The organism is Dactylosporangium siamense (genome assembly GCF_016862795.1).
Lineage (GTDB): Bacteria > Actinomycetota > Actinomycetes > Mycobacteriales > Micromonosporaceae > Dactylosporangium > Dactylosporangium siamense.
This window is the reverse complement of sequence record NZ_BONQ01000052.1, coordinates 31,603-56,379: the sequence shown is the minus strand read 5'-3', so window position 1 is coordinate 56,379 and position 24,777 is coordinate 31,603. Positions and strand designations below refer to the sequence as shown.

The following is a 24,777-nucleotide window of genomic DNA, read 5'->3' as shown; positions in this document are numbered from 1 at the left end:
TAGAGAGTTGATCAATACGGCATCGCCCCGGCCACCCGCTTCGACGCCGGCCCGTTGTCCGTCCCGGCCTCGGTCAGGCAATGAGCGCGGAGGTTCTGAGCGCGGCGCGGCGACGGGCGATCGCGACGTCGAGGCGGCCGCTGAAGCCCGGTTGGTTGGTGCCGCTGCGCAGCCGCTGGAGCTCGTGCAGCGCGGGCACGGTGCCGAGACGTTCCAGCGTGTGGACCGCGGCGTACGCGACGACCTTGCTGCGTGGCCCATGGCCCGGGCCCTTCTCGGCGGCGTGCTGGGCGAGCCGGCCGACGACCGCCGGATCCTCCGGGTCCGGCGGGACGGTGGTCAGCAGGAACAACAGGCCGCGCAACGCCAGCGCGTTGTGCGGGTCGAGCACCTCGTTGGCGTCGTACCGGTCGTCGTCGCGCAGGCGCAGCGTGCGTGGCCGCGGCACCAGGTCGAACCAGCGGTGGATGAGCGTCCGGCACCTGGCGGCGCCGAGCTCGCCAGCGACGGCCGCGGCCCGGCGGGCCCAGCCGGCGGCCGGGTGGGCCCCCTTGGCGGCGAGCGCGTGGACGAGCAGGGGCCGATCGGCGACCTCGGCGTTGGCGGTCCCGGCCCAGGCCTCGCCGACGTTGAGCGGGTCAGCAGCGGTGTCGAGCCACGGTTGCAACGCCGTTGCCCAGTCGGAGAACCGCATTGCCGACCGCCGGATCACCGCCAGCAGCTCCGGCGGGACCGCGCCGGTCTCCCGCACGGCTACCTCGGCCAGCACGCGCAGTTCGTCGGGCAGGCCGGTCACGGATGCGGCGGTGGTGTCGATGAGGCACCGGCCGGCGCGCCAGGACAGCGCCGCCGGTCCGAGGCCGCGCGCGAGCCAGCGCAGGAGCGAGGAGACCTCGACCGGGGGCGCCCCGGCCGCGGCCCGGTCGGCGACCGCCAGGATCAGGGCGTGCCGGCGCGACGGCGGCAGCACCTCCACCGCCATGCGCACGGCCGCCCCGTCGTAGCGCCACACGTCCTCGTTGTGCACCGCCAGGTCGACGAGCTCCTCGACGAGCGCACCGTCCTGCTCCCCGGCGACCAGGCTCCGGACGCGCGCGACGCGATGCGGGTACTGGTCCTGCGACATCGGCCTGCCGGGCATGGCGACAGCTTAGAACCGCTCCGATTGCGTGGCAGTGCTACCCAGGTGGGCATGGGAATGCGGCCCGAGGCGCGGCAGCAGCTGGAGGAGCGGCACCGGCGCAGGGTGGAGCAGGCGCAGCAGCGCAGCGCCGCCAACGTGCGGCACGCCGTCCAGGTCGGGCTGGCGCTCGGGCTGGGGGAGCCGCTGGGCCTGTACCACACCGAGATCACCCCGCCGATGGGCGCCCGGCGGGTGCTGCTCCTGCTGGCGCCCGTCGCCGCCTTCGTGAGCGGGGTCGTGCTGATCATGCTGTGGGCGCCGGACGCGGCGATTCCGGTCCTCGGCGTCTCGCCGGTCCTCGCCGGCGCCTACATCCTGGTGTGCGCCGTGCTGACGGGGCGCCGGAGGTTCACCCGGTGGCTGTACGGCTACCCCGGCGGCCTGGCCGAGGTCGACCCCGATGGGCAGCCGCGTCCGGTGCGCTGGGACGAGGTCGCCGACGTGGTCGACCACTGGACGTCGGCCGGATCCGATTCGACGTGGACCTATGAGGGGTTCCTGCTGACCGTCGGCGATGGCCGTACCATGGCGATCCCGGCGAACTATCAGAACGCGCTGGACCCCTACGGTCCGGGCGGCGGGTTGATCGTCGCGCTGCTGCCGGCCGAGGTCGCCGCGGCCTTCCCCCGGGTCCTCCCGATCGCCGAGCTGATCACCGAGCAGGCGGTGGCCCGGGTGGTGGCCCGGCAGGTCGCGGTGGTGCGCGCCGGCGGCGTCGTCGGGCGCGGTGGCGTCCGGGTGACCCGCGACGGGATCGCCGGCCCCAAGGACGCCACGGTCACGCCGTGGGCCGCGGTCGAGCGGGTCGAGCTGCGGCCCGGGCGCGTCAAGGTGCGCCTGACGAGCGGCAAGGCCCGCAAGCACGACAACTACCGGGACGGATCCGGTTACGAGGTACTCTGCCGGCTGGTGATGGCGCTCGGCGTGCAGGCGTCGTACGAGGCCAGCGGCTGAGCCGGTCCGGTTGCCCGGCGGTGCTACCCAGGGGGTATGGGAATGCGGCCCGAGGCGCGGCAGCGGCTGGACGAGCAGTACCAGCGCATGGTGGGGCAGGCAAAGCAGCGCAGCGCCGCCAACTGGCGGCACGCCGTCCAGGTCGGTCTGGAGCTCGGGATGGGGGAGCCGCTGGGCCTGTACCACCGCACCGAGATCACCCCGCCGGTGCGCCTCCGGCGGGGCCGGTTCGTCCGGTGGCTGTACGCCTACCCCGACGGGCTGGTGGAGGTCGACCCCGGCGTGCCGCCCCGGCCGGTGCGCTGGGACGAGGTCACCGGCGTGGTGGACCACTGGACGCCGGACGTCAGCGAATCGGAGTCGAGTTGGTCCTATAAGGGGTTCCTGCTGACCGCCGGCGATGACCGCACCGTGACGATCCGGGCGGACTATCAGAACGCGCTGGATCCGTACGGTCCGGGCGGCGGGTTCTTCGCCGCGCTGGTGCCGGCCGAGGTCGCCGCGGACTTTCCCCTGGTCCGGCCGATCGCCGACCTGATCACCGAGCAGGCGGTGGCCCGGGTGGTGGCCCGGCAGGTCGAGGCGGTGCGCGCCGGCCGCGTCGTCAGGCGCGGTGACGTCCGGGTGACCCCGGCCGGGATCGTCGGCCCCAAGGACGCCGGGGCCACACCATGGGCCGAGATCGAGCGGGTCGAGCTGCGGCCCGGGCGCGTCGACGTGCGCCTGACGAACGGCAAGTCCCGCAGGTACGTCAACTACCTGGACGGATCCGGATATTCGGTGCTCTGCCAGCTGCTGGTGGGGCTCGGTGCGCAGGCGTCGTACGAGGCCCGCGGCTGAGCCGGCGTCAGGGTTGCAGGGGCACCCGGCGGGGCCGGATGACGCGGTGCGTGATCCGCCAGCCGTGGTCGCCGAGCGTGACCGTGTCCTCGTAGGTCCCGCTGGCGACGGATCCGTCGGTCATGACGCCGAGATACTTGGACAGCGCCCGCACCGTCCCGTCCGGCGCCTCCTCGAGCACGATGTTCGTGACGTGGTGGGCGAGCGGATTCGCGTCGCCGAGCGCGAGTGCGGCGTCGCGGGCGCCGGCCAGCCCGGCGAGCACGCCGCCGCCCAGGGCGGTGACGTCGTAGGTGACGTCCTCGGTGAACAGCGCGGGCAGCCCGGCGAAGTCGCCGCGGTCGGTCAGGTGGCCGTGCAGGTTGATGGCGTCCTCGATGGCGAACCGGTCCTCGGTGGTCAGCATCGCGTCCCCTCCGCAGAAGTGGGGTTGTCCCCGTTTTCTTGCCGTACCATATTCGGGGATGTCCCCGGATAGCAAGCGCCGGCCCCGGTCCGACGCCCAACGCAACAGGGAGCGCCTGCTCGTCGCCGCGCGTGCGCTCGTGGCGGAGGTCGGCAGCGAGGTCGCCCTGGACGACGTCGCCCGGCGCGCGGGCGTCGGCAACGCCACCCTCTACCGGCACTTTCCGACCCGCGCCGAGCTGCTCGCCGCGCTGTACACCGACGAGGTGACGGCGCTGTGCGACTACGGCGGCCGGATCCTCGCCGCGCGGGTCCCGATCGACGCGCTCTTCGCCTGGCTCGACGCGTTCGTCGCCCATGTGGCGACCAAGCGCCCGCTCGCGCTGGCGGCCACCGACGTCCCGGACGGCCGGCGGACGCCGATGTTCGAGGAGTGGCACGCCGCGATCACGGCCACCGCCGGCGCGCTGGTGCGCCGCGCGCAGCCGGCGCTGCGGCCGGACGTCACGGCCACCGACCTGCTGGCGCTCGCCAACGGCGCGGCCCTCACCACCGACGTGGACAACGCGCGCCGCCTGGTCGGTCTGCTGCGCACCGGACTGGCGGTCACGGACGGAGAGGCGACGTGACCCGCTTCCTGCTGGACTGCCTGGTCCGGGCCGGGATGCACGACGTCGTCGACGTGCGGCCGGCGGCGGGTGGGCTCGCCGCGCTCGCCGGCATCGCCACCCGCCGGGACGGGCCGCCGGTGTTCGTCAAGGCGTTCGACGAGCCGCCGGCGGACGACGTGTTCGCCGCGGAGGCCGAAGGGCTGGCCGCCCTGCGTGAGCTCGGCGGGGTGGCGACGCCCGAGGTGATCCTGGTGGACCGGGAGCTGCTGGTGTTGCCGGTGCTGCAGCCGCGGCCGGGCGGCGAGGCGTTCTGGGAGCGGTTCGCGCACGTGCTCGCCCGCCTGCACCTGGGCACGACCCATCCTCGCTTCGGCTGGCACCGCGACAACTGGCTGGGCCGCCGCCGGCAGGTCAACACCTGGGACGACGACGGCTTCGCCTTCTTCGCGCAGCACCGGCTGCTGCGGTGGCTCGACCAGCCCCGGGTCGAGGCGGCGCTGGACGCCGGGGACCGGGTGGCGCTGGAGCGGCTGTGTCACCGGCTGCCCGAACTGCTGCCGGAGCGGCCGGCCTGCCTGACGCACGGTGACCTGTGGGCGCAGAACGTCATGTCCACCGAGGACGGCCGGCCCGCCCTGATCGACCCGGCCGTGTCCTACACGTGGGCCGAGGTCGACCTCGCCCACGTGTGGACGACGTCGCCGCCGCCCGAGGCGCGGCGGTTCTTCGAGGTCTACGCCGAGCTGACCGACCTGGACGGCGACTGGCCGGCCCGCATGCCGATCATCCAGCTGCGGCAGCACCTCGCCGTGGTGGCCCAGTTCGACCACGACTGGGGCGCGGCCGACCAGATCCGGGCCACCCTGGCCCCGTTCCGGGCGCGCGGCTGACCCGTCAGCGCCACTCGTCGAGGTTCGCGGCGACGAACTCGCTCACCGACGTCGGGCGGCGCCCGGTGACGCGCTCCACGACCGGGGTGTGCTCGGCGAAGCCGCCGGTCCGGACCCGCTCGTACAGGTCGATGAGGATGTCCGTGGTCCACGCGTCGAAGCCCTCGACGGCCTGCCCCGGCGGTGGGTCGTCGGCACGGACGGCGACACCGAGCTGGGTGGAGAGCGCATCGGCGACGGCCTGGATGGGCAGTGCTTCCGGCCCGGTGATGGTGTACGACTGCCGGTCGTGCCCGGCCGGCGAGACGAGCGCGGCCACCGCGACCGCGGCGATGTCCCGTGCGTCGATCCAGGCGATGGGCGCGCCGCCGGAGGGTAGCCGCAGCACCCGGTTGACGCGGATGTCGTCGCGGTAGAAGCGCGGGTCGGTCAGGACCTGGTGGAACCAGGACGGCCGGAGCAGGGTCCAGCCGGCGGCGCGGCCGGTGACGGCGTCCTCGACCCGGCGGGCCCACTGCCCGGCGGGCAGCCCGTCCGCGCCCTGCTCGGACAGCAGCACGACGGAGGCGTCCGGGTTGAGGTCGACCAGGCGGGCGACGTGTTCGGGTGCCTCCGGCACGTCCGGCCGCATGAGGTAGACCGCGTCCACGTCCTTCACGGCGGCGGGCCAGGTGCCCGGGTCGTCCCAGGAGAACGCGGTCTCCGCGCCCGGCTGGGACGAGCCTTCCCGGACCGTGATCTCGGGGTGTTGGCGCAGCTGGGCGACCACTTCCCGGCCGGTCTTGCCCCGGGCGCCGGTCACCAGCACCGTCCGTCGCGGCGAGATACTTGATTGACTCATGCTTTATGCTAGGCACAGATACTTGAGACAATCAAGCTCTTTGGTAGACTGATCGCATGGCCGTCCCGTCGGGCCCGGTGCGCGCGTCGACCGACGCCGAGCGGGCCATGTTCGACTTCGTCGACGCCTATGACCGTGCCTACGAGACCGCCGCCGCGCAGCACGGGCTGAGCGTCGCGCAGGCGTGTGTCCTCGGCCGGATCGCCGACCCGCGCGGCATGCGGGAGCTGGCCGACGAACTCGGCTGCGACGCCTCGAACGTCACCCAGATCATCGCCCGGCTGGAAAGCCGCGACCTCGTGCGGCGGCACACCAACCCCAGCGACCGGCGGTCCCGGCAGATCGTGCGCACCGGCACCGGCGACGCGCTCTACGCCGACTTCGAGACATCGTTCGCGTTCGCCCGCGCCGCGATCGCCAACCTCACCCTCGAGGAGCAGGACCAGCTGGCGACCCTGCTCCGCAAGGCCCTGGCCTGACCCGCAGCTCAGGACGCGCCGGTGGCCTCGGGTTCGGTGGCCTTCGGTTCGGCTTTTGACTTCCGGCGCCGGCGCCGCTCGGCCAGCAGCCCGCCGACGCTGAGCACCAGCAGCGTCGCGAGCGCCGCCCACATCGGCCACGCGCCGGGCTGCCAGCCGTAGGCGCCGACCGTGACGTAGGCGGTCGTGGCCGGCAGGATGCCCACCGCCGTCCCGGCGACGAAGTCACGCAGCCGGACCGAGGTGAGCCCGGCGAGATAGTTGACCGCGGTGAACGGCACGATCGGAATCAGCCGGGCGACGATGATCGTGCCCAGCCCGTGCCCCGTCAGCAAGGGGTCCAGGCGGTCGAGGCGCCCGCCGGTGAGCCACCGCACCGTGTCACGACCGAGCAGCCGGCCGAGATGGAACGCCATCACGGCGCCGAGCATCGCCCCGGTGACCACGATGACGACCCCGGCCACCAGCCCGAACAGCGCCCCGGCTGCGAGGGTGAAGACGGTCTTCGGCAGCGGCGACAGCGACACCACGGCATACAGCGCGCTGAAGGCGACCGGCGCCCACCAGCCGAGCCCCAGGACGCCACTGCGCAACCGTTGCGCATCCGGCACGCCGACGACGAGCGCTGCGGCAACGACCAGCGCCAGCAACGCGACGAGGCCGGCGACACGCAACAGCCGGGCGCGAACGGTCATGATCCCATCATGCCGTCGAGCGCCACGCCCCGCAGACCGACTACCGCCGCCGCGGCGGGTGCAGCCGCTCCGACAGCGTCTCGCGCAGGTCGTCGGGCAGCCCGTCGATCTCCAGCAGCTCGGGCAGCAGCTCCGGCTCGGTCATGTACGCCCGGAACGCCCGCGCGATCGTCACCCCGTGCGCCGGACGGTCCTCCACGACCACCGGGTCGCCGGCCCACACCGTGCCCGGCTCCAGCACCCGCAGGTACGCCCCGGGACGGACCGCCCGCGCGAAGGTCTTCAGCCAGCGCGGCTCGCCCATCTTGTGCTGGAACGTGACGCACGGGATTCGGCCGAAGGTCGGCTGGAGGACCAGCTGCGGCCCGATGCGCCACCGCTCACCGATGACCGCGCCGTTGACGTCGAGGTCCTCGGTCGTCAGGTTCTCCCCGAACAGCCCGTTGGCCAGCCGCCGGGTCAGCCGCGCCTGCCACCAGTCGTAGTCCTCCCGCGCGTACGCGTAGACGGCCTGGTCGTCGCCGCCGTGATGCTCGGTGTCGCAGACCTGGTCACCGACCAGCCCGCTGCCCAACCCGGTCGCCTTGGGCCCCGGCGCGCGCACGGCGACCAGGTGGTCGACCGGCCGCTTGTTGATGCCCGTGACACCGACCCGCTTGACCGGGTTGAGATCCGGCGCCGCCGCCACATTGACCGAGACGATCCTGCTCACGCCGGGCAATCTAACCTCCGAACCCGCCGGGCCGCAGCGCAATTTCCCTGCGGGGCCGAGGCAACCCCGGCGGGTGCCGCACCGGTCAAGGACTGGTGAAGGGGGGCAGCCCGTGAAGAAGGAGATCGAGTCCGAGCTGCACGACTACGTCGAGAGCCGGTACGCGCACCTGCGCCGGACCGCGTTCCTGCTGTGCGGCGAGTGGCACCGGGCCGAGGACCTCGTGCAGACGGCCCTCGCGAAGGTCGTGGTGGCGGCGCGGCGCGGGCGGGTCGAGAGCCTCGACGCGTACTCGCGCCAGGTGCTGCTGCGGGTGTACCTCGACGACAACCAGCGCGGGTCACGGCGGCGCGAGCGGACCTGGGCGGACCCCGCCGGCGCCGCCGAGCCGCCGGTGGTGGCCGGCGACCGGGCCACGGCACTCACGGTGCTGGCCGCGCTGCGCACCCTGCCGGCGCGGCAGCGCGCGACCGTCGTGCTGCGGTACTGGGAGGACCGCAGCGTCGAGGACACGGCCGCGGTGCTCGGGGTCAGCGAGGGCACGGTGAAGAGCCAGTCGGCCAAGGGGCTGGCCGGAATGCGCCAGATGCTCGCCGGGAGCCTGGCGGAGCTCATGTTCAGCGATGGAGGTGTGGTCTGATGCCGCTCGACGAATTGCGTACGACCCTGAACCAGGCCGCGGAGCTCGACGAGCCACCGGTCGGTGGCGGTCCGGCAGCGGTGTTCGCCCGGGCCGACCGGACCCGGAGCCGGCAACGGATCGCGACGGCGGTCAGCGGGATCGTGGTGCTGGGCGTGGTGATCGGCGTCGCCGCGACGGCCGTCGACCGGTCGGGCGGAGCGCCCACGGCAGCGCCGGCGCCCGTGGTGTCGGCGGGCCCGCCGTCCGCCCCGACCCTGACCTCGGCGGCGCCCAGCCCGCGCACCCGGCCGTCCGACGTGCCGGCCGACGCCATGCTCAACACCCTGCTCCGCCTGCTACCGGCCGGCGTGACCGTGTCGGAGCCGGACAGCCAGCCGGGTTTCGCCGAGGTGATCCTCAGCGACCGGGCCGGCCGCGGCAAGGTCCAGGTCAACGTGCAGCCCGGCTTCAACCGCGTGATCCCGTCCGGCCACGGCGGCGACGACCCGATGGACACGTTCACCTGTGCCAGGCGGCGCGATCCGGCCGGCACCCACTGCACCAGGTCGGTGCTGCCGGACGGCACGATCGTCGTGCTGACCGAAGGCCCGTCGGAGGACGCCGGCCACGACCGGATCCAGCGGCGCATGGCCGACGTCTACCGGCCGGACGGGGTCCGCGTCGTGCTCGGCACCTGGAACGCGGTGCACGAGAAGACGAACACCGCGACGCGTGCCGAGCCGCCGCTGACCGTCCAACAGCTGCAGGCCATTGCCACCGACCCGACCTGGCCGGTCTGACCCCGCGACGGCGTGGAAGACTGCCGCGGTGACCACCGCGATCGAGCCCTGGCAGCGTCCCGCGTTCCGGGCCACCGGCCGTGACGCGTCCGTCATGTTGATCGCGTTCGCCGACACGAACGTCCTCGGCGGCGGAGCGGAGCTGCGCGTTCGCGACGCCGTGCCGCCGACCGCTCCGCTCGCCGCGCTCGATCTGCGCATCCATCAGTACGCGGACAGCGCCGCCTGGATCGACACCTGGCGCACGGGTGCGCTGCGGAACCTCGCCGCCCAGCAACCGCTCGACCTCGACCGGCTGGACGCCGCGACCTGGTGTTACTCGATCTCGATCGCCGCCGCGGACCCGGCCGACCTGACCCACCTCCAGCTCGCCTGGGCCGTCGCGGCGGGCATCGCCGCGGCGGGCGCCTTCGCCGCGCTCGACGTCTTCGCGGCGAACTGGCTCACCGGCGCGAGCGTGGCGGCGCTGTCGCCGCACCGGCCGTTCACCGTCCAGCAGGAGGTGAGCCTGATCGCGGAGACCGAGCCGGCGCCCGGCTTCGGTCACCCGGTCCACACCCGTGGCATGCTCAAGTTCGGGCGCCCGGACCTGGTCGCCGGCGTGCCCGCGGACCGCATCGAGGAAACCGGGCGGATCCTCAACCACCTGGCCCGGATGCTCGCCGAGGGCCACGTGCTCACGCCCGGCCAGGTCCTGCGGTTCGACGGCCGGCGAGCGCTCACGGTCGCGCCGTACGCCCCCGACGCCACCACCCCCGAGCTGCACCTCAACAACGACGGCCTACTGCTCGTGGACGCCTGAGAGGCACACTGGTAGGTGTGAGATTCGAAGGGGTCCTCGGCGAGCACGAGCCGGACCCGCGCCTGGAGCTGCTCGAGCAGGCGCGGCGGATGCCGGTGCCGGTGATCGGCCTCGTGCCGCAGCCGCACCTGGAGGACTGGGGTGCGATCGGCGTGGCGTCCGGGACACGCGACGAGGTGCTCGAGTCGTGCGAGGTCAGCCTCGGCTACACCCTGTGGCGCAACCCGGACGACCCCGACGACCCGGTGAATCTGGCGGAGCTGGACGAGCCGCAGCGCCGGGCGCTGGAGGAGGAGCCGCCCTGGCCGCGACCGCAGTGGCTGGTCGGGCAGGTGCAGCGGATGCGGTACCCCATGCTCTGGGAATGCGTGCGGACCCGGTGGAGCCAGGAGCCGGGTGGGGCCGGCACCGTCGAGGCCCTGCTGGTCGCGCACGTGAACCACGTCCTGGTCAACCAGTTCCAGGACGCGCCGCCGGTGGACGAACGGTGTGTCGAGCCGCGCATCCCGGTCGTCGTGGACGGCACGCCCCGCGACGGCTTCCGCATCGACACGGACCCGCACGTGTACGGGGTGGCCACGGCCCTCGGCGCCCGCACGGTGCTGACGGCGGTGGTGCCGCGGGACGCCCTGCCCTACGTGCGGGTGGTGTTCGAGTCACGGGCGGTCTGACCGGAGTGCAAGACTTGCGTTCATGAGCGACTGGAATGACAAGATCATCGAAGAGTTCCGCGCCAACGAGGGCCGGGTCGGCGGCAACTTCGAGGGCGCCCCGTTGTTGTTGCTGCACACCGTGGGCGCGCGTACCGGTCAGGAACGGGTCCACCCGGTGATGTACCAGAAGGTCGACGCCGGATATGCCGTGTTCGCCTCCAAGGGCGGCGCGCCGACCAACCCGGACTGGTATCACAACATCCTGGCCCAGCCGCAGGTGCAGGCCGAGATCGGCGCCGGCACGGTCAAGCTGGCCGCCCGGGTCGCCGAGGGCGAGGAGCGGGAGCGGATCTGGACCGCGCAGAAGGCGGCGTACCCGGGCTTCGCCGACTACGAGAGCAAGACCAGCCGCCAGATCCCGGTCGTCGTCCTCGAACCGGCCGCATGACCCGCTGATGCCTGCCCACTCGCTCGCACCTGCCATGATCTTCGGTGTGAGCGAGTGGGTGTACAACGACCGTCCTGACGGGGCCAGGTTCCTTCCCGAGCGGATCGCGGAGCCGGGCCGGACCGAGATCGAGGACGAGATCTGGGCCTGGATCGTGCGCGGCGAGGACGACGCCGCCGAGTTCGTGGACTACCTCGAGGACGACGAGGAGCGCCACGGCGCCACCGACGAGGAGCTCGCGGCGGCCTACGAAAAGGCGCTCGACGTCCGGCGGGCCCAGCAGCGCGGGTGGGGTCCCGTGCAGAGCAACCTGACCGTCGCCTTCACCGAGCTCAACCAGCTCGGTGTGCTGGCGCGGGAAAACTTCAGCTGCTGCGGCACCTGCGCTTCCGGCGAGATCCACGACGAGCGCGACGAGTCGCGGCACTGGCACGGGTACCTCTGGTATCACCAGCAGGACACCGAGTCGCTGATGTCCAGCCCGACCGGCTCGGTCTACCTCGGCTACGGCGTCTACCCGCCCGAGGACTTCGACGAGACGGCCTACGAGTCTCTGTCGGAGGCCGAGCAGCAGGCCGGCTATCAGGCCGACCTGGAGCGGCTGATGGACGGGACGGTCTTCCCGGTGCTGCGCCGGCACGGCATGCAGGTCGAGTGGAACCGGAAGCAGTCCACCCGGATCCTGGTCACCGGCGCGCGGTGGTACGCACCGTTGACCTGACCCGCTATGCGCGACCCGGGGCGGGTTGGACCAGGCAGAACTCGTTGCCCGCGGGATCCCGCAGGACCTGGAAGCCGCCCTGCTCGTCCACGATCAGCTCGCTCGCCACGGCCGCGCCCAGTTCCACCGCCCGGCCCGCGGCGGCCGGGATGTCGTCGACCTCGATGTCCAGGTGCAGCCGGTTCTTGACCAGTTTCGCCTCGGCCACCGGCTGGAACGCGAGCCGCGCGAAGCCCGGCGGCTCCACGTGTGACCATCCCATCGCCCGGTCGACGGGTTCGCCGCCGAGCAGCCCGGCCCAGAACCGGACCAGCTTCGCCGGTTCCTGGCAGTCGACCACGATCTGATCCAGGCGTGCGCGCATCGGACCAGGTTAACGACCCGGGACCGGCTGCCCGGTGACCGCCTCTTCCGCTGGCGGCCGATGAATGGAAACATCGGTTCGCACAGTGGAACGAGGGGGTCGCATGCACGTCGTCGTCAGTCAGGCCTGGACGCGGGACGCGGAAGGGCACGCCGAGGCGTACATCGCCCTGTCCGCGCGGTTCGCCGACTACTTCGCCGCCCATCCGGGGTTCCGGGGGCGGTGGCTGGTGCGCGACGTCGAGGACCCGACGCACTTCACCCACATCCGGCTGTTCGACACGGCCGAGTCGTACGCCGAGGCGACGCGCACCCCCGGCTACGTCGAGCACACCGAGGCCATGTACGAGCACCTGCGCCCGTATGACACCTACCCCCGCACCATCGGCGAGGTCGTCCTGGAGGACCGGCCGTGACCGTCTTCGTTCTCGTGCACGGTGCCTTCCGTGGCGCCTGGTCGTGGTCGCGGGTCCGGCGGTCGCTGGCCGCCGCCGGGCACGAGGTGCACACGCCGTCGCTGACCGGGATGGGCGACCGTCGCCACCTCACCGCCGAACCGCCCACCTTGGACACCTGGGCCCTCGACGTCGCCAACCTGCTCGAGGAGGAGGACCTGCGCGACGTGGTCCTCGTCGGGCACAGTCAGGGCGGCATCGCGATCGCCGCCGCCGCCCGCAGGTGCGCCGACCGGCTGGCCCGGCTGGTCTTCGTCGACGCGCCCGCGCCGCTGCCGGGCGAGCGCGCGGCCGCCCTGCTCGGCCCGGTCCCGGACCTGCCGCGGGACCTGTGGCTGCCGCCGAAGCCGATCCCGGCCGACCAGTGGTTGGACGCGGACACCGTCGCGTGGATGAACGCCCGGCTGTGCCCGACCCCGCTGGCGCCGTCGCTCGACCCGATGCCGGAGGAGACGCCGGCTTCGGCGGCGGTACCGCGGCGCTACATCTTCTGCACCGCCACACCGCCCGGGTATCCGGCCTCCGTCACGCTGGAACGGTTGCGCGCGCTCGGCGAACCGTTCCAACTCATCGACAGCGGTCACGACGCGCCGCTGAGCCGGCCCGCGGAGCTCGCTGCCCTGCTGTGAGAGCGCGAGCGCGGCGGCGGGAGCTCCCGCCGCCGCGTTCTGTGAATCAGGACGCTGCTGCTGCCCGCCGGTAGGTGAGCCCGAGCACGCCGTTGCCGAAGGCGACGCTGCCCGCCAGGTCGAGGGCGCGCGACTCGGGGACGTCGAACAGGGTGGTGCCGCCGCCCACGATGAACGGGTACACGGTCAGCCGGTACTCGTCGACGAGGTCGTGCCGCACGAGGGACCGCAGGAAGCTGATCCCGCCATACGCGGCGATGTCGCCGTCTCCGTCCGCCTTCAGTTTGGCGATCTCCTCGACGAGGTCGCCGCCGGCGATCGTCGTGTTGTCCCAGTCGGCGCGTTCGAGGGTGCGGGAGAACACGACCTTGCGGCCTTTGTTCAGGATGTCGGCCGTGGGGTCGCCGGTGAGGTTGGGGAACCAGCCGGCGAAGCCCTCATAGGTGACCCGGCCGAAGATGTGGACCTCGGCGCGCTGTTGCACCTCCGCGGTCCAGGCCGCGTGCTCCGGGTCGTCGGGGACGGAGCGGCAGAAGCCGAAGAACGGGCTGCCGACCTCGCCGATGACGCCGTCGAGGGAGTAGTCGCCAACCCCCACCACTAGGTTGCGCATGAGTGTGTTCTCTCCTGTCGTCGTGAGCGGTCAGTTGGTGGTCATGAGCTCGTCCGGCAGGCCATCGACCTGCACATCGACCCACCTGGGGCGCCAGTTCCCGCTCTCGTGGTAGCGGCGCAGCTCCGCCAGGCCGCCGAGCAGGCCGAGCCAGCCGTCGTAGGGTGCCGGCCGGGTCTCGTCGAATCCACTGTGGACAAAGGTCAGCCGGGTCTGCCCGCCCGAGTCGGCCAGCTCCCAGGTCTGGACCATCTCGCCCCAGTCGATCGACATCGAACGCCCGGGCTCGATGGCGGTGATGTGCGCGGCGTAGCCCGCATCGAAACCGCCCATCGCCCAGCGGCCACCCGGGTACAGCTCGACGTCGACCTTCACGCCGGACCACCGGGAGAAGTGCTCCGGCTCGGTCAGCGACTCGTACACCGCCTGCCGGTCGGCGTCGATCAGCAGCTCGGTGCGCAGCTCCGTGCTGGTGAAGTCGCAGTGCGCGACGGGCTGCCGCCCCTCGACGTGGTCGGCGAGGTTGGCCAGGGCCAGCGCCCAGTAGGTGTGCATCAGGCTGCGGCTGCCGGGGGTGGTCAGCATCTCGGGCCAGCCGGGCACCTCGGTCTGGGTGAGCGTCACCAGGGTCGACTCGCGCTCGCCCGCCTCGGTGGCCAGCGCGAGCTCGACGTTGGTGGTGACGCCGTCGAGCTCCCAGTCGAAGCGCAGCGAGCTGTCGTCGGCGTGCAGCAGGCGCTGGTGCGGGACGTCACCGTCCGGCGTGCGGCGACCCCAGAACTGGAACCGGTCGGGCAGGTCCACCTCGGCGTGTTCGGCGAGCCAGACCCGCAAGGCCGTCGGGTCGGTGAGCGCGTGGTGCACCGCACTGCGAGGGGCGTCGATCCGGATGCGCTTCTTCAACGTGGCCATTGGTCGTCTCCTTGCCGGAAATCAGCCGGCGTTGTCGTGGGTACGGTCGGGATAGCAGGCGACGGCGAGCTTGAACCCGTCTCCTTCGGCGCCGCCGTACTTGGTGAAGAGGTCCTGCAGGGCGGTTTTCAGGTCGGCCATGAACTCGGCGCGCCGGTCCGGCCGCACCCTGATCTCGCCGGAGACGCCGAGCGACGGCAGCTCCGGGGCCCCGACCGGTTGGGCCGCCCGGCTGTGGAGGGCGGCGACGTCGGACTGGACCTCCTCCATGAGGTCGAGGAGGTAGCCGAGGCTGGCCTCGTCGCGGTGCTGGCGCTGGCCGATCCGGCCGACGAGGCGGGGGGAGAGCCAGTAGGCGCGTGCGGTGGCCTGGTAGACGCCCTCGTTGATGCCGCGCACCCGGCGCTCGGCCACCTGGGTGACGATGCCGTGCTCGACGAGCCGCTTGACGTGGTAGTAGACGCGCTGCTGGGTCTGGTCCAACCGGGCCGCGACCTCGGTGCACGACCGCGGCTCGGCCAACTGGCGCAGCACCTCGATGCGGTGCGGTTTGAGCAGCGTCTCGGCCTGCTCGACGCGCTCCAAGTACAGGAGGTCCTGAATCACAAAAAGCATCCTGTACGTACAAAATGTTTTTGTCAATCGCTCGCGCAGGGTTCCGGCGCACGAGGTCGCGCGGTTCAGTCTTTCGGGAGCAGGGCGGCGGTCAGGAGGCCGGTGACGCGGTCCTGCCACTGGTCGAGGGTCCAGCCGCAGGCGTCCGCGAACTGCAGGTAGGTCTCCACGTTGGCCAGGACGAAGGCCACGTCGCGGGCCTGGTCCACGGTCAGGGCCGGGTCGAGGGCGCCCCGGTCGGCGATGAGCTGGACGAGCATGGCGTAGGCGGTGCGGGTCTGCTGCTGGCTGGTGTCCCACTGGGCGGCCAGCTCGGGGTCGGTGCCGGTGGCGCCGCGGACGACCCGCATGAGCGGGGCGACGCGCTGGATGATCGTGCGGCCGTTGGCGATCCACAGCTGGATGACCCGCCGTGCGTCGGGCTCCTGCCGGATCTCGGCCAGCCAGGGGCGCTCCAGCAGGGGGACGGGCTCGTCGTCACCGACGGCGGCGACGTCCAGCGCCTCCTTGAGCAGGGTGCGCTTGTTCTTGAAGTGGAAGTACACCGTCTGGATCGCGACGCCGGACTGCTCGGCCACCTGGTCGAGCAGGGCCGCCCCATAGCCGTGCGCGATGAACTGCTCGGTCGCTGCGGCGATGATGCGCCGGCGGGTGGCCCGCGCCTGCTCGGCCCTCGTCGCGCGCCGGGGGACCTCGCCCTTCGCACTGTCGGGTTTCTTCGACCGGTTGACAGCATCCGCCATTCGCTAGAGTCTACTCTAGTCACTTACTAGAGGCGCCTCTAGCGAAAGGAGTGGGTGGGATGTCTGAACTCTCCGGCTTTCACCACGTCAAGCTGCCCGTCGCGGATCTGGACCGCAGCCGCGCCTGGTACGGCGAGGTGCTCGGCCTGCACGTGGAGATCGAGTTCATCGAGGACGGGGTGCTCAGAGGTCTCGCCCTCGCCGATCCGACCGGTTCGCTCCGGCTGGCGCTGCGCCTCGATCCGGAGCGGTCCGCCGCCCTGGCCGGCTTCGACCCCGTCGCCCTCGCGGTGCCGAGCAGAGCCGCCGTCCAGGCCTGGCAACACCGGCTCGACGAGCTGGGCCAGGCCCACGGCGGCGTCGTGACCGGGCACAACGGCGGTTCGGTGCTGATCGGGTTGCACGATCCCGACGGCATCGAGATCCGCCTCTACGCCGACTGACCCAGAGGAGAAAACCATCATGACCCTGACGATTCCGGAACTGACCCGGTGGCGCATCGACGGCGCCGAGGTCGCCTACACCGACTCCGGCGGCGACGGCGCGCCCCTGCTGCTGATCCACGCCGCCGGGTCCGCCGACTGGTTCACCCCCCTTGCCGCCCTTCCCGTGCTCAAGGGGTACCGCGTGATCCGCATGGTGCGGGCCGGCTACACCGGTGCGCCCGCGCCGGACGGGCTGAGCATCGCCGACCACGCCGGGCACGGCGCCGCGCTGCTACGGCACCTCGGCGCGGCACCCGCCCACGTGCTCGCCCACTCGTCGGGCACCACGATCGCCATGCAGCTCACCTTCGACCATCCCGATCTGGTCCGCACGCTCATGCTCAGCGAACCCCCGCTGGTCGACAGCCTGGTCGCGCCCGAGGACCTCGAGGCGATCCACGCCATGCTGGGTCCGGCGATCGGCGCGGCGATGGCGGCGACCGCGCGAGGCGACCTCCCGGCCGCGTTCGAGGTCTTCATGGCGGCGGTGTGCGGTCCGTCGTTCCGCGAGGTCATGACGAGCGCGCTCGGCGCCGACCTGGTCGCGGCCGCCGAGGACAGCAGCCGGTATCTCTTCACCGGCGAGATCCCCGCCATCAACGGGTGGAGCCTCGGCCGGCCGGCCGCCGCCCGGCTGAGGCAGCGGGTCCTGCTGATCCAGGGCAGTGCCAGCCCGCCGCCGTTCCACCGGCTCGTGGCCCATCTCGCCGGGCTGATCCCCGGCGCGACGGTCGCCACGATCGACGGCGGCAACCATCTGTATCCGTTCACCGCGCCCGAGCAGCTCGCCGGGCTGATCACCGTGTTCTGCGGGCCGGCCTGAGGGTGGCAGCGGTGACCGTCCCGGCAATCCGGGGCGGTCACCGCCCTACGCGGCGGGGAGCTGGTGGCTGGCCCGGTCGACGAGGATCGTGGCGCCGACCAGCACGGCGAGGACGACCGCGGCAAGGATCAGCCAGAGCGGGTGGAACCCGTCCTCGAACGCGCCCATGGCGAACGCCAGCGGCGTGAGGAACAGCAGCCATGTGCCCTTGGCCGCGACGTTGGCACCGCGGCGCTTGCCCTGCTGCATCAGCCGGACCCCGACGAGCCCGACGGCACCCATGATCAGCACCGGGACGCCCACGATGATGCACGGCACGGTGTTCTTCCCCCCGGCCACCCCGGCGACGACGAACAACGTGACGGCAAGTCCCAGGTTGAGCGCCGCGAGCAGCGCCGCCGCAGCGACCCCGAGTTTGACGGTGCGCTGAGCGGCGTCGCCGGCAGGCCTGGCAATGGCCGGATTCTCGTGCATGGCAGCCCCCGTGAAGTCGACGGTCATCGAAGCGCCCGGACCCTATCAACCGCGCGTCCGGTCGGCTGCCCCGCTCACGATTCCCGGTGCCGGCCCGCCCGGGGAGTAATGTCACGCCCGCCGCGCCCACGGGTCGTCGCGGCGGCACCCATCGTGCCGCACACTCGGGTAGGTCGTTCTGCCACAAACGACATTGTTGATCTTCAGGAAGTATGTGGGCAGTCCGGGCGGCCGCGACCGTCCGATGTGGTCACCCTCTCACCGCCCACCATGTCTTTGCCGTTCGTGATCACGTAGCTTCGTGATGTGGCATCGGTGATCGGTAATGGATGCCTCAGGGGGTAAGGGGCTGGTCCATGTCGTCGAACGCCGCAACCATCCCTGTCTATCGCGCTCCGGCCCCCTCGGGGTGCGGTGCGGTGGCCCTGATCGCAGGTCGGTCGGCTGTGGATCGTCTTGCGATGATCATCTATTCGCGGGAACGATGAAGAGTGGCCGTCCAAGTTCCAGGAGTGGCCCTCCCGCCAGAGTCGCAGGAGGCCCTGGTGGCGTCGAGGGCCGTTGCGCGGCAAGCCGATGACCGACCCTCGAGCACCATGGCTGCGGAGATCGGTGCGGATCTGTGGAGGTGGGCATCCACCCATGGAGCGCGCCCCGACCGCAACCTGACCCAGCGACTGGCCAAGGTCGTGACCGCCATCGCGCCGGATCTGCCCGCCTCCAGCGCGATGGTGTTGGCGCGGTACTGCCTCTGGACGTTTCTCGTCGATGACGCCCTCGATGACGTGGACGCCGATCCCGCTGTGCTCACCGGGCTGGCGGGTCGCCTCAGCACGCTCGTGCGGGCCACGGATGCGCCCAGCGCGCCGGCGCCGGCGCTCGACGCGATGCTCGCCGAGCTGCTCGCCGAGCTCAGGCTGGCGAAGGCTCCGACGTTGCTCGCCCGATTCGCTGATGCTCTGTGCGCTGCGATCGACGCCGGCGTCCAACACACCGTCCGTGCCCAGCAGATCCAGCAGGGACGCGCTGGTGCGCCGACGGTTGTGGAGTACCTGGCCGTGGCCGAGCACCATGTCAACTACCGCAGTTTCGCCTACCTTCTGCTGATCCTCGCCAAGGCGTCACCGACGGCGGTCAAGTCATCAAGGATCGACAAGGCATTGGTGGCTGCCTCCCGCGCGATCCGGATTGCCAACGACCTGGCGTCGGTCGATCGTGACCGTGCTGCTGGCCGGCTCAATGTCCTGCTGCTGCAGCGATTGGACGTGGTCGACGTCGCAGCGTTCGAGCGCCGGATCGACCGCTACGTGCGACTGCATGACGATCTGCTGCGCGATGTCGTCGAGGCGAGTGTGCTGCGCCGGAGCCTGCACGTCGCAGTCGCCGTCTACCGCGTCACCGATCTGCGTTAGGGGATGCCGATGATGCACCGCGAGCCGATCTGGCGGGCCGTCCCGGCCTTGGCCCGTGACCCGCTGGCCGCGCTGGAGCGTCTCGGCGCGGCCAACGACGGCGCGATTGTGCGTCTGGACGTCGGCCCGGTCCGGCCCCTGCTGCTGACAAGTGCCGACCATGTGCAACTGGTGCTGCGCGAGCGGTCGTCGCAGTACGTCCGCGACGGCATGCTGTGGAAGCCGCTGCGTCGGCTGGAGGGTGACGGCATCGCCAGCGACGGGCCCAGCTGGCAGCGCAGCCGGAACCTGCTGCAACCGATCTTCACAGCGCGCGCGGTCCGTGGCGTCCTCGACGCGATGGCCGACGCGATCGTGGCCGCCGTCGCCGAGCTCGAGGCCGATGGGCGGGCCGGCCGACCGGTGGAGCTCGTGGAGGGTATGACCCGTGTGGTGTTCCGGGCTCTCATCCGCGCCTTCTTCGCCGACCGGATACCCAGCGGAGAGGCAGGGGTGCTCGGCGCGGCCATCTCCACCGCGTTCGGTGCCCTGGGATGGCGCATCGCGCTGCCGTTCGCGCCCGACTGGCTGCCAGTCCCCGGCGATCAACGGTTTCGCCGGGCCGTGCGCCAGATCGACGACATCGTGTACCCGCATGTGCAACGGGTCCGCGGCGATGGTGGCGGCGACGGTGACATCCTGTCGCTGCTTGTCGCGGCCCGCGACGAGAACGGTGCGGCGTTGACCGACCGGCAGGTCCGCGACGACGTGGTGTCGATGTTCGTCGCCGGCACCGAGGCAACGGCGCTGACCCTGTCGTGGCTGTGGATGGCGCTGGATGCGCATCCTGACGTCGCGGCGCGGGTCGTCGAGGAGGTCGACGCGGTCGTCGGCGACGCAGCCCCGGCTCCTGAGCACCTGGACCGGCTGGTCTACACCCGGCAGGTGCTGCAGGAGACGATGCGGTTGTGGCCCGCGGGCTGGATCGTGCCGCGCACGGCGGCCGAGCCTGACGTGATCGACGGTGTACCGATCCGGGCCGGGGCGACGGTGCTGGTCAGCCCGTACGTGATGCACCGGCTGCCGACGGCGTGGCCGGATCCCCACCGGTTCGATCCGGACCGGTTCGGGCCGGCGGCGCCGCGCCGGCACCGGTATGCGTTCCTACCGTTCGGCGGCGGCCCGCATCAATGCCTGGGCAATCACCTGTTCACCGCCGAGGCCCAGCTCGTCGTTGCGGCCGTGCTCAGTCGGCATCGGCCAGAGCTCGTCGGGTCTGGGCCTCTCGTGGCGCGGGCAACCGCGGCACTGCGGCCGCGCCAGCCGGGGCGTTTCGTGCTGCACCGGAGGTGACCGCGAACCGCTCCGCAGCGGCGAGCGCGGCGAGCCGGGTGGCCCGGATCACCCGCACTGGGGCGTAGAGGTCCTTGGCGTGCCACAGACCGCGGTGCGGGCCACTGCCGTGCTGCTGCCGCAGGTATGCCGCGCCGGCCGCAACCGCTGCGGCGACATCGGGACCGACGCCGCCGGCACGGGTGAGGATCTGCACGGCGTAGGCCGTCTCTTCGACGCTGCCGCCCCAGCGGCCCCATGACCCATCGGTGTGCTGTGTGGCCACTGTCCACGCCACGGCCCGCTGGACGGCGTGCTTGACCGCTGCACCCACCGTCGTTGTGGCCGTGGATCCGGCCAGGACGACGGTGTAGGGCGTCAGCGCGTCGACACAGCAGGCCGTCGCGTAGTACGGCGAGGCATGCCATTTGTCCCACCAACTGCCGTCAGCCGTTTGAGTCTCTACCAGCCAGGCAGCGGTCGCCTCGGCGATCGGGTCCAGCCGCAGGCGCTCGGCCGGCTGGGCGACGATCGCCTCGTGCAGCGTCTCGAGGGCGTGCGCGGTGGTGCTCACCGACGCGGTTCGCTCGGTTGGGAAGCACCGGAAATAGCTGCCGGTGTAGTAGGTCAGGAGCGGGTCGACGGGCCGTGGCCGGCCGTGGCGGTGCAGTGCGGTGAGCACCACCGCGGCGTCGTCGCAGTCCGGCGGGAGGCTGGGCGCGGCGCTTGCGCCGCCTGGTCCGAGCGCGCCGTCGAGGCTGTCCAGGACGCTGGCGGGTGCCGGCTGGCTGGACATGGCCGGCGCCAGGACGCTCAGGACCCAGGACCGCTCGAAGAAGGTGATCGGCCAGACACCGGCGACCGGTCCGCCGCCGGCCGCCTGCAGCCGGCTGAGATACCGCGCCGCGGCTGCCGCGGCGGGCGTGCTGTGGTCCGGGTTCTCGCCCAGCCATGCTGCGGTTGCCGCCGGCGAGCAGGCGATCATTCCCTGCTCGTGCGGTCGCACCGTGGCGATGCGGGCAGCGTCCGCGCCGAGCACCTCCAGCGACGCCCACCAGGTCTGCGGGTCGCTGCCGGCGTGGTCACGCACGCGGGCCGTCAGATGCCTTGCCGCGTCGGGGTTCATGCCTGCCGGCACGGCCAGCCGAACGTCGCTGGCGACGACGGGATCCGGGCCGTCGAGGTGGCTGTTGATGGCGGCGATCAGGGCAGGCACGACGACCTCAACCGCGATCGTGTCAGGCACGGACTCGTGGCTGCCCGACCAGCGCCGCAGCGCGGTGAGGCCCCGCAGCGCCGAGCTGCGCAGTTGCCCGGCCTCGATGCCGGCCGCCGACGGCCGGTGGAGGGTGGCGAGAATGGCTTCGGTGGCGCTCAGTGTCGGCACGAGCGCGTAGCCGTCTGCCTCTCCCCAGCATCCGTCGCTGCGCTGCTGTGTAAGGAGGAACCGCAGCCGGGCGGTATGCCCGGGCAGCGAAGGGGTAAGGCTGACGAGTCGGGCGGTGTCGTAGATCGAGGCGCTCACCACGCCCCCCGGGTCAGTGGTGATCTCGTCCAGGAGTGCGGCGACGGTGTCGTGCCGGGTCGGCGATGGTTGACCTGCGGCAATTCGGTCTGGCATTCATTCACCCAAGGCCTTCGACCATTTGATCATTAGGGCCTGAGTGTATGGCACTTTCCAAAACTGATACATTGCCCGCCGTGTCTGTGCCGGATAGCGGACAAGAGGTCGCGCCCGGTGGTGTCCGCGGCCGGTTTCAAACAAAAAAGACTGGCCCTACCTCTCGGATCGGGACGGGTAAATGATCTTCGCGAGGAAGCGCCCGGCTGGTCAACCGCGTGGCACGCGGCTGCGAGCGAAGGTTGTCGCTCTGCTGCTGTCGCTCGTTGCGCTGTGGGGATTCGCCGCGTTCGTGACGTTGCGCGAGGGCCTCAACCTGCTGTGGGTCAGCACTCTTGACCCGGGCGTGGGCCGGCCGACCGAGTCGCTGGTGGCTGCGCTGCAGGCCGAGCGGCGGCTGTCGGTGGTGTATCGCAGCAGTCCCACCGGTCGTGATGCCCAGCGCCAGGCTGTGACCGACCAGCGCCGGAACACTGATGAAGTCGTCGCCGCTTGGCGGGCGTCGACAGCGAGCTCGGGGGTGTCCTGGGCGGCGGACGGCACCCTCAAGACCCGCATCAGCGAGATGGCAGTGCTGCTGGACCAGCTGCAGCCCCAGCGCGCCGCTGTGGACAGCGGTGCCGCGACGAACGTGGTCGGCGAATACACGAAGATCATCGACGGTGCGTTCCGGGTCTACGGCTCCATCTCCGCCCTGGATGACCCTGAGATCGCCGCGCAGTCGCGGACCCTGATCGCGTTGACCCGAGCGCGGGAGGTCCTGTCCCAGGAGGACGCTCTGCTCGCGGGCGTGTTCGCCGCCGGGCGGTTCACCGGCACCGAGCCGGCCGACCTCGCCCGGCTGGTCAGCATCCAGCGCTACGCCTACGCCGAGGCAGCGGTCAACCTGCCGATCCCCGAGCGGGGACAGTACGACAGGCTCATCGGCGGCGACGCGTTGACGAAGCTCCGCACCGTCGAGGACCAACTCGTCACCGGTGCCCGGGCGGGCGTGGCACCACCGGTCACCGCGGCAGGCTGGACCAGCGTGATCACCGCGGCCGCCGGCGAGCTGCGCCAATTCGAATTGGCCTCTGCCGATCAGACGCTGCAGCGGGCCGAGCCTGCCGTCATCGGCGTGGTGGTCCGGCTTCTGCTGGCCGGCGGTCTCGGCCTGATCGCTGTCATCGCGTCCATCGTGATTTCCATCACCACTGCCCGGAAGCTGCTTGCCCAACTCGTCCGGCTGCGCGACGCAGCAGACGAGCTGGCCACCTCGCGGCTGCCCGGGGTCATGGACAAACTGCGTCGCGGTGAACAGGTCGACGTCAACGTCGAGGCGCCGCCCCTGGAATTCGGCACGGACGAGATCGGGCAGGTCGGCCACGCGTTCAACTCGGTGCAGCAAGCTGCCGTCCACGCCGCCGTTGAGCAGGCCGAGCTGCGCCACAGCTTCAGGGCTCGTCTCACCGACATCGCACGACGCTCCCAGGCGCTGCTGCACCGGCAGATCACGACGCTTGACGCCATGGAGCACAAGGAAACCGACGAGGAGAAGCTGGCCGACCTCTACGCCGTCGACCACCTCGCCACCCGGATGCGGCGCAACGCGGAAAACCTGATCGTGCTCTCCGGCGGGAAGTCGGGGCGTGCGTGGCGTAAGCCGGTCCCGATGATCGACGTCCTGCGCGCGGCGATCGGTGAGATCGAGGACTACGCCCGTGTCACCGTGCGGCTCAGCTCGGCGCCCGGCCTTGCCGGCCGCGCTGTGGGCGACGTCATCCACCTGCTCGCCGAGCTCGTGGAGAACGCCACCAGGTTCTCGCCACCACACACCAAGGTGCAGGTCGGCGGCGAGCACGTCAGCAACGGCTACGTGGTGGAGATCGAAGACCGCGGCCTCGGCATGGGCGAGACGGCGCTGGCCGCCGCCAACGAGTCGCTGGTCAATCCACCGGAGTTCCAGCGTTCGAGCAACGTCCGGCTCGGCCTTTACGTCGTTGCCCTGTTCGCCAAGCGGCATGGCATCAGCGTGCACCTGCGCCGGTCGCCGTACGGCGGCACGACCGCAGTCGTGCTGATCCCGAAAGCACTGATCGATCCCCAGGCCGACGCGCCCACGCCGGCTCAGGACGGCCCCGACGCCGATGCGACCGCAGCCGCGCTACCGGTCGTCACCGCCCCGATCGCACCGTCCGGAGCATTGGTGGAGTCCTCGATGGTCTCCCTCCCCGAGGAACGGCACACCGCCGTCGCGGTGCTTGCCCCGTCGAACGGTGCGGCGCCCGCCGCGAAGCACGCTGCCTCGCCGGACCCGTTCGACTCCCTGGCCACAGCCCCGGCCGTCGAGCTCACCATGGGGTTGTCCGCAGAGCCGGCCACCGGCCCAGACGTAGAGCCGGACACCGTCTTCGGTCTGCCACGACGCTCCCGGAAAGCGCCCGAGGGTGAGAGTGCGCCCCCGGCCGAGGTGCCCGCCCTGGCGCCGCGCTCCGCCGAGTCGGCCGGCGCGCGGATGGCCGCGTTCCAGCAGGGCTCGCGCGCAGCCCGACGGCAGGCATCTGGCGCCGATGGCTGGGACGAGCCAGCCGCCTTGAACCTGCCGACGCCCGCCACTCCGCCCAGCACATCCGGCACACACGCCGCCCCCGCCGAGTAAGTCGTGACACCACGGACAACCGCAACC

Annotated in this window: 30 protein-coding genes; 18 read left to right on the top strand and 12 right to left on the bottom strand. The window is 71.8% G+C overall.

What is annotated here, in order from left to right; all coding sequences use genetic code 11:
• Window positions 1–73: 73 nt before the first annotated feature.
• Complete coding sequence (locus Dsi01nite_RS17445; RefSeq protein ID WP_203847219.1) at window positions 74–1,141, bottom strand: hypothetical protein; 1,068 nt, start codon at window positions 1,139–1,141, stop codon at window positions 74–76.
• A gap of 51 nt (window positions 1,142–1,192) precedes the next feature.
• On the opposite strand from Dsi01nite_RS17445, the gene Dsi01nite_RS17440 reads away from it, so the two are divergent.
• Together Dsi01nite_RS17440 and Dsi01nite_RS17435 are read left to right on the top strand one after the other, a co-directional pair.
• Complete coding sequence (locus tag Dsi01nite_RS17440; protein ID WP_203847218.1) at window positions 1,193–2,137, top strand: hypothetical protein; 945 nt, start codon at window positions 1,193–1,195, stop codon at window positions 2,135–2,137.
• A 36-nt stretch (window positions 2,138–2,173) separates the two neighbouring features.
• Window positions 2,174–2,977, top strand: coding sequence for a hypothetical protein (locus tag Dsi01nite_RS17435; RefSeq protein ID WP_203847217.1), 804 nt, complete (start codon window positions 2,174–2,176; stop codon window positions 2,975–2,977).
• Between the two features lie 7 nt (window positions 2,978–2,984).
• Here the strand turns inward: Dsi01nite_RS17435 and Dsi01nite_RS17430 are convergent, their stop codons facing one another.
• Entirely contained in the window at window positions 2,985–3,383 is a 399-nt protein-coding gene (locus tag Dsi01nite_RS17430; protein ID WP_203847216.1) for a nuclear transport factor 2 family protein, read from the bottom strand.
• Window positions 3,384–3,441: 58 nt separating this feature from the next.
• Between Dsi01nite_RS17430 and Dsi01nite_RS17425 the strand changes: the two genes are divergently transcribed.
• Both Dsi01nite_RS17425 and Dsi01nite_RS17420 read left to right on the top strand, forming a co-directional pair.
• Window positions 3,442–4,011 (top strand): TetR/AcrR family transcriptional regulator, encoded by a 570-nt coding sequence (locus Dsi01nite_RS17425; RefSeq protein WP_203847215.1) that lies wholly within the window; start codon window positions 3,442–3,444, stop codon window positions 4,009–4,011.
• A complete protein-coding gene (locus Dsi01nite_RS17420) occupies window positions 4,008–4,883 on the top strand; it encodes a fructosamine kinase family protein (protein ID WP_239135960.1) in 876 nt (291 codons plus the stop codon). The genes Dsi01nite_RS17425 and Dsi01nite_RS17420 overlap by 4 nt, the downstream gene beginning before the upstream one ends.
• A gap of 4 nt (window positions 4,884–4,887) precedes the next feature.
• Here Dsi01nite_RS17420 and Dsi01nite_RS17415 read toward each other — a convergent pair whose 3' ends face one another.
• Window positions 4,888–5,724, bottom strand: a complete 837-nt coding sequence (locus Dsi01nite_RS17415) for a Rossmann-fold NAD(P)-binding domain-containing protein (protein WP_203847214.1) — start codon at window positions 5,722–5,724, stop codon at window positions 4,888–4,890.
• 56 nt (window positions 5,725–5,780) lie between these two features.
• Here Dsi01nite_RS17415 and Dsi01nite_RS17410 point away from each other — a divergent pair, with 56 nt between their 5' ends.
• Window positions 5,781–6,203, top strand: coding sequence for a MarR family winged helix-turn-helix transcriptional regulator (locus Dsi01nite_RS17410; RefSeq protein WP_203847213.1), 423 nt, complete (start codon window positions 5,781–5,783; stop codon window positions 6,201–6,203).
• An 8-nt stretch (window positions 6,204–6,211) separates the two neighbouring features.
• Here Dsi01nite_RS17410 and Dsi01nite_RS17405 read toward each other — a convergent pair whose 3' ends face one another.
• A complete protein-coding gene (locus Dsi01nite_RS17405) occupies window positions 6,212–6,898 on the bottom strand; it encodes a TVP38/TMEM64 family protein (protein WP_203847212.1) in 687 nt (228 codons plus the stop codon).
• 40 nt (window positions 6,899–6,938) lie between these two features.
• On the bottom strand, window positions 6,939–7,610 hold the full coding sequence (locus Dsi01nite_RS17400) for an MOSC domain-containing protein (RefSeq protein ID WP_203847211.1): 672 nt from the start codon (window positions 7,608–7,610) through the stop codon (window positions 6,939–6,941).
• A 112-nt stretch (window positions 7,611–7,722) separates the two neighbouring features.
• Here Dsi01nite_RS17400 and Dsi01nite_RS17395 point away from each other — a divergent pair, with 112 nt between their 5' ends.
• From Dsi01nite_RS17395 to Dsi01nite_RS17370, 6 genes are read left to right on the top strand one after another with little or no spacing between them, the layout of a single operon-like run.
• Complete coding sequence (locus Dsi01nite_RS17395; protein ID WP_239135959.1) at window positions 7,723–8,250, top strand: sigma-70 family RNA polymerase sigma factor; 528 nt, start codon at window positions 7,723–7,725, stop codon at window positions 8,248–8,250.
• The gene (locus Dsi01nite_RS17390) at window positions 8,250–9,032 is read left to right on the top strand and encodes a hypothetical protein (RefSeq protein WP_203847209.1); all 783 of its coding nucleotides are present in this window, start codon (window positions 8,250–8,252) and stop codon (window positions 9,030–9,032) included. The genes Dsi01nite_RS17395 and Dsi01nite_RS17390 overlap by 1 nt, the downstream gene beginning before the upstream one ends.
• Before the next feature lie 28 nt (window positions 9,033–9,060).
• Window positions 9,061–9,834 (top strand): hypothetical protein, encoded by a 774-nt coding sequence (locus Dsi01nite_RS17385; protein ID WP_203847208.1) that lies wholly within the window; start codon window positions 9,061–9,063, stop codon window positions 9,832–9,834.
• 17 nt (window positions 9,835–9,851) lie between these two features.
• Window positions 9,852–10,505 carry a hypothetical protein gene (locus Dsi01nite_RS17380; RefSeq protein ID WP_203847207.1) on the top strand — a complete coding sequence of 218 codons (654 nt, stop codon included), beginning with the start codon at window positions 9,852–9,854 and terminating at the stop codon, window positions 10,503–10,505.
• A gap of 22 nt (window positions 10,506–10,527) precedes the next feature.
• Window positions 10,528–10,935 carry a nitroreductase family deazaflavin-dependent oxidoreductase gene (locus Dsi01nite_RS17375; protein WP_203847206.1) on the top strand — a complete coding sequence of 136 codons (408 nt, stop codon included), beginning with the start codon at window positions 10,528–10,530 and terminating at the stop codon, window positions 10,933–10,935.
• Between the two features lie 46 nt (window positions 10,936–10,981).
• The gene (locus Dsi01nite_RS17370) at window positions 10,982–11,656 is read left to right on the top strand and encodes a DUF6891 domain-containing protein (protein WP_203847205.1); all 675 of its coding nucleotides are present in this window, start codon (window positions 10,982–10,984) and stop codon (window positions 11,654–11,656) included.
• A gap of 4 nt (window positions 11,657–11,660) precedes the next feature.
• Here the strand turns inward: Dsi01nite_RS17370 and Dsi01nite_RS17365 are convergent, their stop codons facing one another.
• Window positions 11,661–12,020, bottom strand: a complete 360-nt coding sequence (locus tag Dsi01nite_RS17365) for a VOC family protein (RefSeq protein ID WP_203847204.1) — start codon at window positions 12,018–12,020, stop codon at window positions 11,661–11,663.
• 103 nt (window positions 12,021–12,123) lie between these two features.
• Between Dsi01nite_RS17365 and Dsi01nite_RS17360 the strand changes: the two genes are divergently transcribed.
• Entirely contained in the window at window positions 12,124–12,435 is a 312-nt protein-coding gene (locus Dsi01nite_RS17360) for an antibiotic biosynthesis monooxygenase family protein (RefSeq protein WP_203847203.1), read from the top strand.
• Window positions 12,432–13,103 carry an alpha/beta hydrolase gene (locus Dsi01nite_RS17355; protein ID WP_203847202.1) on the top strand — a complete coding sequence of 224 codons (672 nt, stop codon included), beginning with the start codon at window positions 12,432–12,434 and terminating at the stop codon, window positions 13,101–13,103. Before Dsi01nite_RS17360 ends, Dsi01nite_RS17355 begins: the two co-directional genes overlap by 4 nt.
• Window positions 13,104–13,149: 46 nt before the next feature.
• On the opposite strand, the gene Dsi01nite_RS17350 is transcribed toward Dsi01nite_RS17355, so the two are convergent.
• The 4 genes from Dsi01nite_RS17350 to Dsi01nite_RS17335 form a co-directional block, all read right to left on the bottom strand.
• A complete protein-coding gene (locus tag Dsi01nite_RS17350; RefSeq protein ID WP_203847201.1) occupies window positions 13,150–13,716 on the bottom strand; it encodes a dihydrofolate reductase family protein in 567 nt (188 codons plus the stop codon).
• A gap of 30 nt (window positions 13,717–13,746) precedes the next feature.
• Window positions 13,747–14,628: an SRPBCC family protein gene (locus tag Dsi01nite_RS17345; RefSeq protein ID WP_203847200.1), complete on the bottom strand. Its 882-nt coding sequence runs from the start codon at window positions 14,626–14,628 to the stop codon at window positions 13,747–13,749.
• A 21-nt stretch (window positions 14,629–14,649) separates the two neighbouring features.
• Window positions 14,650–15,231, bottom strand: a complete 582-nt coding sequence (locus Dsi01nite_RS17340) for a helix-turn-helix domain-containing protein (protein ID WP_203847280.1) — start codon at window positions 15,229–15,231, stop codon at window positions 14,650–14,652.
• 77 nt (window positions 15,232–15,308) lie between these two features.
• Window positions 15,309–15,986 (bottom strand): TetR/AcrR family transcriptional regulator, encoded by a 678-nt coding sequence (locus tag Dsi01nite_RS17335; RefSeq protein ID WP_203847199.1) that lies wholly within the window; start codon window positions 15,984–15,986, stop codon window positions 15,309–15,311.
• Between the two features lie 59 nt (window positions 15,987–16,045).
• On the opposite strand from Dsi01nite_RS17335, the gene Dsi01nite_RS17330 reads away from it, so the two are divergent.
• Window positions 16,046–16,429 (top strand): VOC family protein, encoded by a 384-nt coding sequence (locus Dsi01nite_RS17330; RefSeq protein ID WP_203847198.1) that lies wholly within the window; start codon window positions 16,046–16,048, stop codon window positions 16,427–16,429.
• 19 nt (window positions 16,430–16,448) lie between these two features.
• Window positions 16,449–17,294, top strand: a complete 846-nt coding sequence (locus Dsi01nite_RS17325) for an alpha/beta fold hydrolase (protein WP_203847197.1) — start codon at window positions 16,449–16,451, stop codon at window positions 17,292–17,294.
• Window positions 17,295–17,339: 45 nt separating this feature from the next.
• Here Dsi01nite_RS17325 and Dsi01nite_RS17320 read toward each other — a convergent pair whose 3' ends face one another.
• Window positions 17,340–17,768 carry a hypothetical protein gene (locus tag Dsi01nite_RS17320; protein ID WP_203847196.1) on the bottom strand — a complete coding sequence of 143 codons (429 nt, stop codon included), beginning with the start codon at window positions 17,766–17,768 and terminating at the stop codon, window positions 17,340–17,342.
• 596 nt (window positions 17,769–18,364) lie between these two features.
• On the opposite strand from Dsi01nite_RS17320, the gene Dsi01nite_RS17315 reads away from it, so the two are divergent.
• Both Dsi01nite_RS17315 and Dsi01nite_RS17310 read left to right on the top strand, forming a co-directional pair.
• On the top strand, window positions 18,365–19,180 hold the full coding sequence (locus Dsi01nite_RS17315) for a terpene synthase family protein (RefSeq protein WP_203847195.1): 816 nt from the start codon (window positions 18,365–18,367) through the stop codon (window positions 19,178–19,180).
• Window positions 19,181–19,189: 9 nt separating this feature from the next.
• Window positions 19,190–20,512, top strand: coding sequence for a cytochrome P450 (locus Dsi01nite_RS17310; RefSeq protein ID WP_203847194.1), 1,323 nt, complete (start codon window positions 19,190–19,192; stop codon window positions 20,510–20,512).
• Here Dsi01nite_RS17310 and Dsi01nite_RS17305 read toward each other — a convergent pair.
• On the bottom strand, window positions 20,406–22,112 hold the full coding sequence (locus tag Dsi01nite_RS17305; protein WP_203847193.1) for a prenyltransferase/squalene oxidase repeat-containing protein: 1,707 nt from the start codon (window positions 22,110–22,112) through the stop codon (window positions 20,406–20,408). The genes Dsi01nite_RS17310 and Dsi01nite_RS17305 overlap by 107 nt on opposite strands.
• A gap of 181 nt (window positions 22,113–22,293) precedes the next feature.
• Here Dsi01nite_RS17305 and Dsi01nite_RS17300 point away from each other — a divergent pair, with 181 nt between their 5' ends.
• Window positions 22,294–24,750, top strand: a complete 2,457-nt coding sequence (locus tag Dsi01nite_RS17300; RefSeq protein WP_203847192.1) for a sensor histidine kinase — start codon at window positions 22,294–22,296, stop codon at window positions 24,748–24,750.
• The last annotated feature ends 27 nt before the right edge of the window (window positions 24,751–24,777 follow it).